Source organism: Nocardia cyriacigeorgica NBRC 100375, from assembly GCF_000308555.1.
In the GTDB taxonomy this organism is placed as follows: Bacteria; Actinomycetota; Actinomycetes; order Mycobacteriales; family Mycobacteriaceae; genus Nocardia; species Nocardia cyriacigeorgica.
Map to the genome: position 1 here is coordinate 20,998 of NZ_BAFY01000124.1, position 14,011 is coordinate 35,008.

The 14,011-nt window shown below is 68.2% G+C and carries 14 protein-coding genes; 9 read left to right on the forward strand and 5 right to left on the reverse strand.

Translation table 11 applies throughout. From position 1 onward, the window contains the following. Positions 1-278 precede the first annotated feature (278 nt). Positions 279-1,520, forward strand: a complete 1,242-nt coding sequence (locus RJ05_RS11630) for an oxygenase MpaB family protein (protein WP_036536733.1) — start codon at positions 279-281, stop codon at positions 1,518-1,520. 31 nt (positions 1,521-1,551) lie between these two features. Further along, on the forward strand, positions 1,552-1,863 hold the full coding sequence (locus RJ05_RS11635; protein ID WP_138445689.1) for a hypothetical protein: 312 nt from the start codon (positions 1,552-1,554) through the stop codon (positions 1,861-1,863). 152 nt (positions 1,864-2,015) lie between these two features. Here the strand turns inward: RJ05_RS11635 and RJ05_RS11640 are convergent, their stop codons facing one another. Then, positions 2,016-3,263, reverse strand: a complete 1,248-nt coding sequence (locus RJ05_RS11640) for a Glu/Leu/Phe/Val dehydrogenase dimerization domain-containing protein (protein WP_211357641.1) — start codon at positions 3,261-3,263, stop codon at positions 2,016-2,018. A 216-nt stretch (positions 3,264-3,479) separates the two neighbouring features. Between RJ05_RS11640 and RJ05_RS11645 the strand changes: the two genes are divergently transcribed. Beyond that, positions 3,480-4,430, forward strand: a complete 951-nt coding sequence (locus RJ05_RS11645) for a LysR family transcriptional regulator (protein WP_036536737.1) — start codon at positions 3,480-3,482, stop codon at positions 4,428-4,430. An 18-nt stretch (positions 4,431-4,448) separates the two neighbouring features. Here RJ05_RS11645 and RJ05_RS11650 read toward each other — a convergent pair whose 3' ends face one another. Then, positions 4,449-4,907, reverse strand: a complete 459-nt coding sequence (locus RJ05_RS11650; protein ID WP_036536739.1) for a hypothetical protein — start codon at positions 4,905-4,907, stop codon at positions 4,449-4,451. 180 nt (positions 4,908-5,087) lie between these two features. Here RJ05_RS11650 and RJ05_RS11655 point away from each other — a divergent pair, with 180 nt between their 5' ends. The 3 genes from RJ05_RS11655 (at position 5,088) to RJ05_RS11665 (ending at position 7,508) form a co-directional block, all read left to right on the forward strand. Further along, complete coding sequence (locus RJ05_RS11655; RefSeq protein ID WP_036536769.1) at positions 5,088-5,564, forward strand: SLOG cluster 4 domain-containing protein; 477 nt, start codon at positions 5,088-5,090, stop codon at positions 5,562-5,564. A gap of 304 nt (positions 5,565-5,868) precedes the next feature. Next, positions 5,869-6,858 (forward strand): alpha/beta hydrolase, encoded by a 990-nt coding sequence (locus tag RJ05_RS11660; RefSeq protein ID WP_051016444.1) that lies wholly within the window; start codon positions 5,869-5,871, stop codon positions 6,856-6,858. A 173-nt stretch (positions 6,859-7,031) separates the two neighbouring features. Next, complete coding sequence (locus RJ05_RS11665; protein WP_036536743.1) at positions 7,032-7,508, forward strand: HAD-IIIC family phosphatase; 477 nt, start codon at positions 7,032-7,034, stop codon at positions 7,506-7,508. A 116-nt stretch (positions 7,509-7,624) separates the two neighbouring features. Here RJ05_RS11665 and RJ05_RS11670 read toward each other — a convergent pair whose 3' ends face one another. Both RJ05_RS11670 and RJ05_RS11675 read right to left on the reverse strand, forming a co-directional pair. Then, positions 7,625-9,220, reverse strand: a complete 1,596-nt coding sequence (locus RJ05_RS11670; RefSeq protein WP_036536744.1) for a GMC family oxidoreductase — start codon at positions 9,218-9,220, stop codon at positions 7,625-7,627. Positions 9,221-9,377: 157 nt separating this feature from the next. Then, the gene (locus tag RJ05_RS11675; RefSeq protein ID WP_036536746.1) at positions 9,378-11,108 is read right to left on the reverse strand and encodes a GMC oxidoreductase; all 1,731 of its coding nucleotides are present in this window, start codon (positions 11,106-11,108) and stop codon (positions 9,378-9,380) included. A gap of 100 nt (positions 11,109-11,208) precedes the next feature. Between RJ05_RS11675 and RJ05_RS11680 the strand changes: the two genes are divergently transcribed. Together RJ05_RS11680 and RJ05_RS11685 are read left to right on the forward strand one after the other, a co-directional pair. Next, positions 11,209-11,898 (forward strand): MerR family transcriptional regulator, encoded by a 690-nt coding sequence (locus RJ05_RS11680; RefSeq protein ID WP_036536748.1) that lies wholly within the window; start codon positions 11,209-11,211, stop codon positions 11,896-11,898. Positions 11,899-11,973: 75 nt separating this feature from the next. Next, positions 11,974-12,666: a TetR/AcrR family transcriptional regulator gene (locus RJ05_RS11685; RefSeq protein WP_036536771.1), complete on the forward strand. Its 693-nt coding sequence runs from the start codon at positions 11,974-11,976 to the stop codon at positions 12,664-12,666. Here RJ05_RS11685 and RJ05_RS29335 read toward each other — a convergent pair. Then, the gene (locus tag RJ05_RS29335; protein WP_051016445.1) at positions 12,643-13,329 is read right to left on the reverse strand and encodes a TetR/AcrR family transcriptional regulator; all 687 of its coding nucleotides are present in this window, start codon (positions 13,327-13,329) and stop codon (positions 12,643-12,645) included. The two genes, RJ05_RS11685 and RJ05_RS29335, sit on opposite strands and share 24 nt — an antisense overlap. 154 nt (positions 13,330-13,483) lie before the next feature. Here RJ05_RS29335 and RJ05_RS11695 point away from each other — a divergent pair. Continuing rightward, on the forward strand, positions 13,484-14,011 hold a 528-nt coding region (locus RJ05_RS11695; RefSeq protein WP_303621235.1), incomplete at its 3' end, for a CocE/NonD family hydrolase.

Sequence of the window (14,011 nt, forward strand, 5' to 3'; positions counted from 1 at the left end):
CGAGGCTCGATGGCAGCGTCGGCGCTCCAGGGGCTCGTATCGCTTGTCGGCTGCGGATCCATTGCCCCTGGTGATTGGAATCTGTTCAGCGCTGTTGATCATCTTCAGGTCGATCTACCGCCGCCGGTAGGGGAGTGAACGCACCGTTGCGGCGAAAACGTGTACAAGGTTACGGCGCCCTGTTAAGTTAATGAGTATTCCGCAAGGGCGCGGAGGTGGCGACCGGGCCGCGCTCCGCATGATCGGGATCTTCTTGTACTCGATGAGGAGTAGACGTCATGGATGCAATCAACAGGCGTAACGCGTTGAAGGCCGGGGGCATTCTGGGCGCGATCGGCGCCATGGCGGTGGTCTCGCCCGCGCGTGCCGAACCCTGGACGTGGTCGCCCAACGGTTCGGTGGCCGGGTCCGGGACCGGAGCCGACCCGATGACGGTGTGGGATCCCGAGGCCGACGAGCTGGTCGCCGGACTGATCGACCGTGGCGAAGTCCCCAGGGTCAACGAATTACTGCGTACCTGGACCAGAAACGGTCAGCCGCTGCCCGACGGGTTGCCGCCGCAACTGCGCGACTTCATGGAGTACGCCCGGCAGATGCCGCACTGGACCGATCCCGCGAAGCTGAACACCGCGATCGAGTTCAACAAGAAGCGCGGCCTCTACCTCGGTGTGCTCTACGGGTTCGCCAGCGGCATGATGAGCACCGTCATCCCGAAGGAAGCTCGCGCGGTGTATTACTCCAAAGGCGGCCACGACCTGAAAGACCGCATCACCAAGACCGCCAAACTCGGCTACGACATCGGCAGCAACAACGCATACGCCCCGGACGGGGAAATGGTCGTCACCTGCGTGAAGACCCGGCTGGTACACGCGGCGGTGCGGCATCTGCTACCGCAATCCCCGCACTGGGTGCAGTCGGCGGAAGAAGACATCCCGATCAGTCAGAACGACATGATGGTGACCTGGCACAGTCTGCCGACGACCGTCATGAAGCACCTGACCAATTGGAAAGTGCCGATCCCGCCGCACGAATCGGAGGCATTTCTGCATTCCTGGCAGGTCGCCGGGCACATGCTCGGTATCCGCGACGAATACATCCCCAATTCCTGGCCGGAGGCCAATTCCCAAGCGGCACAAGTCCTCGACCCGATCCTGGCGGCTACCCCGGAAGGGGCGCGGCTGGCCGACCGGCTGCTCGGGCTCGGCGCCAATGTCGATTTCGCCATCCTCAGCAAGCCGGTGCTCGGTTCGTTCACCCGGTTCCTGCTCGGCGACCGAATCGCCGACGGGCTGGCCATTCCCCGAGAACCGGTCTGGGATCCGCTGCTGCGCCTCAGCTGGGGTCCGTTCATCGCGGTGCGCGAGGGTGTGCTGACCGTGGCCCCGCCGACGGCGGAGGTGTACTGGCTGTTCGACGAATTCCTGCGCAAGGGTGCCCTGACCTACCTGTCCGAACTGCGGATGCCGATCAGCATCGAAATCCCCACCATGAACCGCGATATGACCAAACCCCATCGCTGACCATCCGATTCATCGAACAAGGAGCGCGACAGTGCGTAATTCCCTCCGTTGTGCCGCCGCCTCACTCGCGGCGGCGTCCCTGGTCGGCGCCGCGGCCGGTGCGAGTGCCGACCCAGGAGCTGCCGCATCGGTCACGCCCGTGGCCGAAGCGGGTACCGGATCGTCCATGCTCGACGCCGGCTCCTCGGCGGCGCGATCGGCCGGAGTCCTTGCGCAGCAAGGCGACATCATCGGCATCATCGTGCTGCTCGGAATCACCCCGTTCCAGATGCTCACCAGCGGCATCTGTGATCTGGCCACCGGGTCGGGCCTCGGGAATCCTTGCTCGCCGTCTCGGTACTGACCCCGCGAGGCCGGCCGACCGATTCACGTGCCGATCGCAGCCGATCACCGATGACGGCGATCGGCATGGCGGCCCGGGAATACCCGCCGGCGTCGATCACGCCAGACCGGTGCATGCCCGCAGCTGTCACCGATGACCGCCTTCGGCGCCGGTCAGGGGATGACCACCGGCCCCTGGACCGGGGCCGGGTCGTCGGCCCACCGCTGCCCGGCCTCGCGCGGGGTGAGGCCCTGTTCGGCCCACGCGGCCAGGAGTTGGGCGACCTTCGTGTGCATGATGGTGCGCAGCCGGTCGAAAGAGGTGTCCGGGTCATCGTCGACCTCACCGAGCAACAGCCACCACGCCCAGGCCACGGCGCCGGCATTGGCGACGAAATCCGGCACCACCGGAATACCGCGCGCGGCGAGCATGGCCTCGGCTTCCGGTGTGGTGGCCGCGTTCGCGGCCTCGACGACGATGCGGGCCCGGACCCCGAAGGAATTGTCCGGAGTGATCGCGTAGGAGATGGCCGCGGGCACCAGAATGTCGGTGTCGCAAGACAAGATCGCGGTGCGCGGCAACTGCTCGATGCCCTCGGGTAGCCGGGCCCGGTCGATCTCGCCGTAGCCGTCGCGCAGCGCGAGCAGCGTGGGGATGTCGAGACCGTCGGCGCGGTAGAGCGTGCCCGCGGCATCGGCGACGGCGGTGACCGTCATCCCGGCCTCGTGCAGGTAGTAGGCCGCGGCCCCGCCCATGGTGCCGATGCCCTGGATCGCCACCGTCGTCCGAGTCGGCGCCTGCCCCCACCAGACAGCTGCCGCCAGGCAGGCGTGCGCGACGCCGTATCCGCCGATCACATCACCGAGCAGGAAACCTCCCTCGACCGCCGCGTCGAGTCCCCGGCGCACCCGGGCCAGCGTGGCGGCCGGATCGGCGGCGCGACGGATCGCGGCGTGATAGCTCTGACCGAGCCCGAGCCTGTCGAACACCTCGTCGATCAGATGCTGCGGAACACCGAGATCCTCCGCGGTGACCCAATGCGCGTCCAGCCACGGACGCATCGCCTCGCAGTATCGTTCCAGCACCTCGACCGCTCGCGGATCCTTGGGGTCGAAGTCGATGCCGCCCTTGGCTCCGCCGACCGGAAGGTCGAAAGTGGCGGTCTTGGCCGCCATCCCGCGCGCCAGGTCTTCCACTTCGCTCATCGTGCACCCCGGACGCATCCGGGTGCCGCCGGTGGCCAGCCCGGCGCGCAGGGTGTGCACGACCAGATACCCGGTGGCGCCGGTGGGCGCATCGGTCCAGTGCAGGCGCAGATACGGTTCGCTCCGGCGGACAGCGGCGGCGGGTTGCGGCGCAGCGAGGGCCCCGGCATCGCTGGCCTGCGCGGGACCACCTACCGGTTCGTGCATCGTCGTCATGGCGGACACCTCCCTGTTCGTGCTCGTGCCGGCCGTCAGGAAGACGCCGCGTCGCGCACTCTCCGGTCCGGTTTCGAGACCACCCGATTCGGGTACGACCTCTGCTGCCCAGCGTGCATTCGCACAGGTTCGTGCGTCTATTTACGGTTGGTTCACGGCTGTGTTCACTGTTGCTGTACAGCGCCGCCGAGGTGGGGAACGCTTAGGCTCGGTGACATGGATCTGTCGCTGGCGCGCCTGCGGATGTTGCGTGAGCTGCACCGCCGCGGCACGGTGACCGCGGCCGCGTCAGCGCTGCACTACACCGCGTCGGCGGTGTCGCAACAGCTGGCGCAGCTCGAACGCGACGTCGGTACCCGGCTGCTGGAGCGGCGGGGACGGCGGGTCCAGCTCACCGATCAGGGGGTACTGCTGGCCGAGCATGCCGAAGAGATCCTGGCTTCGGTCGAGCGCGCCACCCAGGCGCTCGAGGACGCGGCCGAATCGGTGACGGCGAAACTCACCGCCGGGGTGTGGGCGTCGGTGGCCTCCGGCCTGCTACCCGACGCGCTCAACGCCCTCGCGCGCACCCACCCCGGGATTCTGGTGCGCACCCGTGAACTCGCCCCGGAGTCGACCGCCGCGGCCGTGCGCGACGGCGCGCTCGATCTGTCGTTCGTGCTCGACTATTCCAATTACCCGATGGCGTGGGACGGCGGCCTCGAACGCGCGGTCATCGCGGTGGAGCGGCTGTACGCCGCGGTGCCGGCCGGTGCCGTCCCCGCGACCAGCGTGACCTTGGCCGAGCTGGCCGAACACCCGTGGATTCTGGCCCCGGCCCGGTCGCACTTCGGGCACGCGGTCCGGTTGGCGTTCCAATCGGCCGGTGTGGCGCCGCGGATCGACCACGAGGTCGAGGAGCAGGCCACCGCCATGGCGATGGTCGCCGCCGGACTCGGCGTCACCCTGGTGTCCGACCTCGGCCTTGCCTTGCGGCCGCCCGGCGTCGACATCGTCGCGCTCGGCGACATCCTGACCCGCACGGTATCGCTGGCCTACCGCACCACCACGGCGCGGCGCGAGGCGCTGCTGTTGGTGGTGGACGCGATCAGGGCCGCTGCCCAGGACAAGGGCCTCGGCGCCGACACCGCGCTCCCGGATTCGGCCGAGGCGCAGCCGCCACGATGACGCCCGGCTGCCTCGGTGTCAGTTGTCCCAGCCGGCCAGTGCCGAGGCCAGATCAGGCACCTCCAGAATGTCGATGGCCTGTTGACGCACATCCGGGCAGGTCTGGGTGGTCACGGTGTCGACGATCGAATTGTCGCGGATCACCTCGTCGTTGAGCCCCTCATTGCGCGCGGCCCAATTCTGCACGGTGCCGTTGAAGCTCACCTTGGCCACGGTGGAGCCCTGGTCACGCCAGTTGTCGAGTTCGGGCTCGATCATGTCGCACAGCTGCTGCGCCGCCTGCGGGGTCACGGTGTCCTCGTCCCCCTCGGGCGAGGTCGTCGCCCCCTGGGTGGTCATGGTGATCGTCGGCAGGTCCGGAGTCCGGGGCGCCGGATCGGACCCATCATCATCCCCACACCCCGCCAGCACCGCACCCGCCGCCACCGCGGCAGCCGCCACCGTCGAACGCATCAGAAAGCCACGAGACCGTTCCATCACATCTCCTCACGGATAGGGACTACTTGTCGTGGCTGTACCCGATCGATGTACGGACAACCAGGGGGCGGTCGCGGTCGGTGCCTGCCTCCTCATCGGCGATGGTGCTGGAGCATATGCGTAGCGCCGCTGCTGCCCAGTGGGCGGTGACGCCGGACGGCCGAAACGCAAGGAGTGACGATGCCCTCGATCCAGGTAGCTGTGTGCGGACCGCATGACTGCACCGCAGAGGAAGCCGCGAATGCGCGTGTGGTCGGCAGGTTGCTGGCGGAAGCCGGTGCGACCGTGCTGTGCGGGGGCGGCGGTGGGGTGATGGCTGCGGTGGCCGAAGGGGCCTCGGAGGCCGGCGGGCTGGTGATCGGGGTTCGGCCGGATACGGACCGGGAGGGCGCGTGCGAGGGCTTGTCGGCTGTCCTGTACACGAATATGGGCCAGGCGCGTAACGCCATCCTGGTCTGGTCCGCCGACGCGATCATCGTCATCGGCGGCTCGTGGGGGACGTTGTCGGAGCTGGCGCTCGCGAACCGGCGTGGCGCAGTCAGAGTAGTGACGTTGGGCGGGTGGCAGGTTCTCGACGCTCACGGAGAACGTGTCGACGCCGGGATCATCGCGAGCAGTCCCGAATCCGCTGTCGACGCCGCGCTCGCTCGGGAGTAGCTCGCCTGACCTGCCCTGGGCCGGGCCGCGCCGTGCGGTGCAGTCGCCGCGGCGCTGCGGGGCGCGTGCACCTCGGGCGGCGCAGGGAGGACGACGCCGGATTGTGTTGTGTCTCTAGGGGTGAACGCCGACGTTGGTGAGGTGTCCAGATCCGATCTTGTTCGCCCGGTGAAGCGCTGGGCGAGTTCTAGTTTGGTGATTCACCAGCAGTCGACGACCAGCTGGACGGAACCGAGCGCCGCCCAGGACAGGAGCTTTGCGTCTCATGATCGGATCTGGAATAGCCCGCCGGACGCGGGGGCGCATGCTCGCGATCGCGATCGCGATGCTGGCTGCGGCGCCGTGCGCGGCTGCGGTGGCGCCCAGCGCGACCGCCGAGCCGGCATCGGAGATCACCGGGTCCTGGGAGGTCGACGACCGCACGGTGCAGGTGCGGGTGCATTCGGCGTCGATGGATACCGACATCATGGTGAATGTGCAGCGGCCCGCCGACAGGTCGGTAACGCGGCCGACATTGTACCTGCTCAACGGCGGTGGCGGCGGGCAGGACAGCGCCACCTGGCAGAAGAACACCGATGTGCTGCGGTTCCTGGCCGACAAGGACGTCAACGTGGTGCAGCCGGTCGGCGGGCGGTGGAGCTACTACACCGATTGGCGGGCGCGGGACCCGAAACTCGGTGTGTACAAATGGAAGACGTTCCTCACCGAAGAACTGCCGCCGTTGATCGACGCCGAATTCGGCACCACCGGTGTCAATGCGATCGCCGGGCTGTCGACCTCGGGTACCTCGGTATTGCAACTGCCGATCGCCAAACCCGGCCTGTACCGCGCGGTCGCGGCCTACAGCGGGTGCGCGCAGATCAGCGATCCGATCGGGCAGCAGTTCGTGAAGATGGCGGTGGAGTCCTGGGGTGGTGGCGACACCGACAACATGTACGGCCCGCCGGGAGATCCGATGTGGGCGGCCAACGACCCGTATGTCAACGCCGAGGGACTGCGCGGGCTGAAGCTGTTCATTTCCACCGGCACCGGAATTCCCGGCATGTTCGATGTGTACAACGGCACCCATATGCAGCCGGGCCCGCGCGGTTTCGCCAACCAGCTGGTGCTCGGCGGGTTGATCGAGGCCGCGGTCAACTGGTGCACACACAATCTGCGCGACCGGCTGCATCAGCTGGGCATCCCGGCCACCTTCGACTTCCAGCCCACCGGCACCCATTCATGGGGGTATTGGCAGCAGGCGATGAAGGACTCGTGGCCGGTGCTGGCCGAGGGCCTCGGGCTGCCGCGATGACGCCGCACGCACGAGTGGTCGTCGGGTGATCGGTATGGGTAGCATCGTCGGCGGCCGCGTCGGCCCGGGAAAGCTGGGTCTTGCCCGGCCAGTGCCGTGCGCTGGATGGTGTGCTGGACCCGCCTGCCGTGTTCGGCGCGGTAAAGCGATACGAGACCGATAGGGGCGTCGAGATGCAACCGGCACTGCGATGTCTTGTCTGGGAACTGGACAACACGCTGTGGGACGGCGTCGTCTACGACGGCACGGCCGGCGCGTTGGACCGGTCCGCCCTGCGCACGCTGCGGGTCCTGAGCGAACGCGGCATGTGGCATGCAGTCGCGAGCCGCGGCGATCGAACCCGCACCACGCAGATGTTGCGCAGGCACGGGCTGCACGAGATGTTCTCGGTCGTCGAGATCGGCTGGGGCCGAAAGTCCTCGGCCATCGTCCGGATCAGCCACACGCTCGGACTGCGCCTGGATTCCATCGGGTTCGTCGATCCCGAGCCGGTGGAACGGGCCGAGGTGGCGCGGGCGTTGCCGCTGGTGCGTTGCTACGCGGCGCGCAACGCGGGCATGCTGCTCAACCACCCGGACTTCCGGCCGGTGGTGCGCCCGGACCGCGACCCCACCCCACCGCTCGGCTTCGCGCGGGTTCCCGCACGCTGAAACCCGCGCTCGCCGACGGTAACCGAGGCGAACTACCCACGCCGCAACCGTGGTGAGCCGAGTGCGGCCGGCCCCCGATCGGGCTCGGCACCACGATCGAGGACAGGCCGCCCGGCTCAGCTGCGAGCGCCGCGCTCGATGAATGTCGCCGCCTGCTCACCGATCAGCACCGACGGCGCGTGCGTGTGCCCGCGCACCAGCACCGGCATCACCGACGCATCGGCCACCCGCAAGCCCTGAACACCACGTACTTCCAGCTGCGGGGTGACGACGCTGGCCGAATCGGAGCCCATCCGGCAGGTGCCGGCCGGGTGATAGAGGGTGTGGGAGTAGCGGTTGAGCGACAGCTCCAGGGTCTGCTCGATATCGGCGGGCGGCTGCGGCGGGTAGATGATGGGCCCGAGGACCGATTTCAGGGCGGGCGACTCGGCCAGCCGCACACAGGTACGCAGCCCGGACATGATCGCGGCCCGGTCCGCGCCCTCGGCATCGGACAGATAGCCCGGGTCGATGATCGGTTTGGCGGCCGGATCCTTGGAGGCCAGGCTGATCCGGCCACGGCTGTGCGGGCGCAGCAGCACCGTCGCCAGCACCACACCGTGCTCGGTGGGATCGACCAGCCCTTCATGGAAGAACGGGGCAGGTGCGAAGATCAGCTCCAGGTCGGGCAGCTCCAGCTCGGGGTCGCTGCGCAGGAAGCCGTACGCCTCGCCGACGTTGGAGGTGAGCATGCCGCGGTGGCGCAGCAGATAATCCAGCAGCTGACGTGGTTTCTCGGCCCCGAACAGCGAATCCGATTCCACTCCGTAGCCGACCGCCGCCACCAGATGATCTTGCAGGTTCGCGCCGACCTCGGGCGCGTGGTACACGGTCTCGATGCCGTGGCGGCTCAATTCCTCCCGGTCGCCGATACCGGACAGCATGAGCAGCTGCGGGGTGTTGATCGCGCCACCACACAACACCACCTCGCGGCGGGCGGTCGCGGTGACCGTGGTCTGGCCCTGCCGGAATTTCACACCGGTGGCCCGGGTTCCGTCGAAGAGCACACGGGTGGCCAGCGCTTCGGCGCGCACGATCAGGTTCGGCCTGCGCAGCGCCGGACGCAGATAGGCGTCGGCGGTGCTCCAGCGCCTGCCGCCGCGCTGGGTCACCATCGTCTGGCTGAAACCCTCCGGCGCGGGCCGGTTGGGCGGCTCCACGGTGAAACCGCATTCGCGCACCGCCTCCAGGTAAGCGGCGGTCGATCGACGTGGGCTGCGCTGATGGGCGATGTGCAGCGGACCGTCGGTGCCTTCGTCGGGGTATTGGGCGCCTTCGACGTTCTCGATGCGCCGGTACTGTTCGACGACCTTGGCGAAGCTCCAGTCCTCGCCCGCCAGCAGCGCCCACTCGTCGTAGTCGGCGCGGAATCCGCGCACCCACATCATCGCGTTCATCGACGACGATCCGCCGAAGGTTTTGCCGCGCGGCCAATAGATCTGGCGGCCGTCGAGTTCCGGTTGCGGTTCGGTCAGGTAATCCCAGTCGACCTCGCTGCGGAACAGCTTCGCGAACCCCGCCGGGATATGAATGAATTTGTTCTTGTCCTGCGGCCCCGCCTCCAGCAGCAGCACCGTGGTATCGGGATCGTCGCTGAGCCGAGCGGCCAGCGCCGCGCCCGCCGACCCCGCCCCGACGATCACATAGTCCGCAGCGACCTCACCTGTACCCACTGTCCATCTCCGATCTCACTGTGTAAGGCAAACATACGAGCACGCGATGGTCACCGGGCCCGATTCCGCCCATCGTGGGCCGATCCGCCGCCGACGTCGCCGGATACGCGGTGCCCCCGCCGGCGAGACGCCGACGGGGGCACGACGAGACCAGCGATCAGCCTGCCGCGGGGGTGCTGTCGGAGCGGCGGTTCGGCACGGTCGGCAGCTTCAGCGCGGTGGGGGCATGCGCCGGGACGACCGGGTTACGCGGCGCGACGGGTGCGATGCGCTGATACGGGGTGTTCTGATCCGGCCGCAGATCCTGCTCGCCCTTGTTGGGCCAGTAGGCGGCGGCGCGCTCGGCCTGGGCGGTGATGGTCAGCGACGGATTGACGCCGAGGTTGGCCGACACGGCCGCGCCGTCGACGACGCTCAGTGTCGGGTAGCCGTAGACGCGGTGGTAGGCGTCGATCACCCCGGATTCGCGGTCGGCGCCGATGGCCGCACCGCCGAGGAAGTGCGCGGTGAGCGGGATGTTGAACACCTCGCCCCAGGTGCCGCCCGCGACACCGCCGATCTTGTCGGCCACACGGCGGGTGACGTCGTTGCCGGCCGGAATCCAGGTCGGGTTCGGTTGGCCGTGCCCCTGTTTGGAGGTGAGCTTGCGACCGAAGAGCCCGCGCTTGGTGTAGGTGGTGATCGAGTTGTCCAGATGTTGCATGACCAGCGAGATGATGGTGCGCTCACTCCAGTTGCGCACACTCAGGAAGCTCAGCAACGTCAACGGGTGGCGCAGCGCGATGCCGAGGAAACGCAGCCAGCGCGGGATGCGGCCGCCGCCGTCGACCATCAATGTCTGCAACAGGCCCATCGAGTTGGAGCCCTTGCCGTAACGCACCGGCTCGATATGGGTGTCGGGGGTGGGGTGGATCGAAGAGGTGATCGCCACGCCCTTGGTGAAGTCCTGGCCGGGGATCACCTTCTTGGTGGCCGCGCCGACGATGGACTCCGAATTCGTGCGGGTGAGCACGCCCAGCCGTTCGGACAGATCGGGCAGCACGCCCTGATCGCGCATGGCGTGCAGTAGCTTCTGGGTGCCGAGGGTGCCCGCCGCGAGCACCACATTGCCCGCCGTATAGGTGGCCGGGCTCTTGCGCACCCAGGCGCCGGTGCGTTCGGTCGCCACTTCCCAGGTGCCGTCCGGCTGCGGGCGCAACGCGGTGACGGTCGTCATCGGAATGACCTGCGCGCCCGCCTTTTCCGCGAGGTAGAGGTAGTTCTTCACCAAGGTGTTCTTGGCGCCGTACTTGCAGCCGACCATGCAGTCGCCGCATTCCAGGCATCCGGTGCGCTCGGGTCCGACACCACCGAAGTACGGATCCTCCACCGTCTTACCGGGTTCGCCGAAGAACACCCCGACCGGTGTCTGCACGAAGGTGTCACCGACGCCCATGTCCTCGGCGACCTGCTTGAACACCTCGTCGGCCGGGGTCATGTGCGGGTTGCGGACGACGCCGAGCATTTTCTGCGCCTGCTCGTAGTACGGGGTCAGCTCGTCGCGCCAGTCGGTGATGTCGCGCCACTGGGCGTCCTGGAAGAACGGCTCCGGCGGCACATACAGGGTGTTGGCGTAGTTGAGCGATCCGCCGCCGACACCGGCGCCGCCGAGAATCAGCACATCGCGCAGCGGGTGGATGCGCTGGATGCCGTAGCAGCCGAGCTTAGGTGCCCACAGGAACTTGCGCAGATCCCAGCTCGTCTTGGGCAGCTCGTCGTCGGCGAAGCGGCGGCCGGCCTCGATGACGGCGACCTTGTACCCCTTCTCCACCAGTCGCAGCGCCGTGACGCTGCCGCCGAACCCGGACCCGACGATGAGGACGTCGTAGTCCGTCGCTTGCTCAGACATGGGGAAACTCCTCGGTGGGCGTCGGCAGTGACGCCGGTTACGCTAATGACGACAGTTGGAACTGTCAACGAAGGGTGCGCTTGGTATCTATGCTGGTCGCGTGTCCCGATACAGCCGCACCCAGCTGGCCGAACTGAGCGGCGTCCCGGCGCGAACGATCCGCTACTACCACTCGCTCGGTTTGCTCCCCAAACCCGAGCGAGTCGGCAAAGAGGCGCTCTACCGCACCGAACACCTCGACCGGCTGCGCGACATTCTCGCCATGCAAGCCCGCGGCCTGCGGCTGGACGCGATCCGCGAGGTCTTCGCCAGCGACGCCGGTGCGGGCGCGAGCGACTGGCGTGCGGTCTTCGACCCGCGCAAACCCGGGCATTCCGACCAATCCGCCGTCCTCGATGACGACGAGCTCACCGAACTGCTCGGCGATCGTCGTCCCGACATCCTCGACGAACTGCTGGCCGCCCAATACCTGGAACGGCATGGCGAGAACTGGGCGATCCCGGACCTGCCCATGCTCAAGGGCGCGCTGATCCTCTACGACGTCGGCACCGACGTCACCCTCAGCGGCGCGCTACGCAAACTGATCCGGGCACGCATCGCCGAGCTGGCCGACGAAATGGTGCGCACCTTCCGCGACGCCGCCGCGACCAGCTACGGCGGCGAGGGCATCGGCAGCGACCTGAGCCGGTTCCGTGACCGCTTCCGCGCCGCGGCCTGGGAAGTCGGCGGCGCCACACTGGCCGACGAGATCGAACGCGCGGTCGCCGAGCTCGACGAATCCGGACGTTGAATCCCGCGCCGAAGCGTGGGGGAGCGGTGATCACTGTTGTTGACATCGCTCTCGGTAGTGATTCAGGGTGACACCATGACCACACCGAGGGCCCGTGCCCGCGCCCAGACGATGGATGACATCAAACGCATCGCGCGCGCCCAGCTGGCCACCGAGGGGGCGGCCGCTCTCTCGCTGCGCGCGGTCGCCCGCGAACTCGGCGTGGTCTCCTCGGCGGTCTACCGCTACGTCCGCAGCCGCGACGAACTGCTGACTCTGCTGGTGGTCGACGGTTACGACGCGCTCGGTGACGCCGTCGACGCCGCGGTCGCGGCAGCATCCGCCGATCCGGCCACGCGGCTGCGTGCCGCCGCCCACGCCGTCCGTGACTGGGGCCTGGCCGAACCTGCCTGGTACGGACTGCTTTTCGGCACCCCGGTGCCGGGCTACGCGGCGCCGGCCGAACAGACCGTCGCGCCGGGCACCCGCGTCATCGCGACGCTGCTGCGCCTGGTCGAAGCCGCGCACCGCGACGCGGCCCTGCGCGAGCCCGCCGAGACCGAATCGATTTCCACGGCCACCCTCGGCGATTTCGCACGCATCCGAACCGAATTCGGCATCGACATCCCCGACTGGCTGCTGGCCCGGGCGTTGGTGCTGTGGAGCGCGCTGTTCGGCGCGGTCAGCTTCGACGTCTTCGACATGTACGGCCACGGCACCTTCACCGACCGGACCGAGGTGTTCGACCTGCAGTTGACCGGTTGGCTAAGCCTGCTCGGATTCCGCTGAACCCGCGCCGGGCCGCTCGGCGCCGCACAGGATGAGTGCGGTCCTGGTGAACAGCGGCGCCAGTTCCGGCAAACGCTCGGCACCGCGCTCGTACAGGCAGGCGACGATCCGTTCGTTGATCCCGCCGAGCAGCATGTCGATCAGCGCGGGATCCGGATCGACGGGAACCTCACCGCGCTGCACGCCGAGCCGCCCGACCGCAAGGATGTGCTCGGCGAACAGCTGATGGACTCGTGCGCGATGCTCGACCAACGCCGGTCCGGCGGCGAGGATCTCGATGTAGAGCGCGCGCGTCGCGGCCGGCCGGGCGGCCAGGATTTCCAGGAACACCCGGAACGAGGTGTGTACCCGTTCGGCGATCGGGGTGTCGGCGCCGAGCGTGATCGTCTCGGCGAGCAGCTCGAGACAATCGGCGACCGCGCTGTCGTAGGCGGCGGCGAAGCATTCCTCCTTGGCGCCGAACAGGGCATAGAAGGTGCGCCGGGCGACCCGGGCCCGCCCGACGATCTCGGTGACCGTGGTCGGCGCGTAACCCAGCTCGCCGACCGCTTCCAACGCGGCCGCACACAACCGCCGGTACTGCGAGTTCTCGACTTCCTCGCGGGTGAGGCGGTGCGGGCCATGAGGCAGCCGATCGGGCGGCCCATCAGTCAGCACGGTCATGCGACCAGGATATGGGCTCGGCCGCCACCGTCTCTCCGCGGCGACCGGGCAGCGGTGAGATCCAGGTCATAGTTGCCACCGAATGTGATCCAACCTATGGTTACCCGCGAGTCAGGAACGATGGAGTTCCGCTCTTGTCGGGATGAGGGGACACATGATCAGACATCGACGTCTCGTCCGGAGTGCCGTAGCCACCCTGGTGAGCATCGTCGCGGTCAGCGCCGCGCTGGTGGCCGCCCAGACCGGGCAGGCACAACCGGACGGCGGCGCGCTCGGCGCGCACTGGACCGCCACCCACGACGGCCCACGCGCCCACCCGAATGTGCACATCGACTGGGATGTGCCCATCACGATGAGCGACGGCACCGTCCTCAAAGCCAACATCTACCGTCCGGCCGACGCCGCGGGCAGGCCGGTCGAGGAGAAGACGCCGACGATCGTCAACCTCACCCCGTACACCAAACTGGTCGGCAACGTGCTGGATTCGGCGCTCACCTTCCCGGTCCTGGCCGACGCGTTGACCGAGCTCTTCAAGAGCTTCGACCTGTCCGCCTACGGCCTCGGCGGCCTCACCGAGATCACCAAGGCCATGCCCGCCGGCACCCTGCGCTCCTTCGGCGTGGACCGCAAACTCATTCAGAGCGGCTACACCCAGGTCGTCGTCGACGTGCGCGGCACCGGA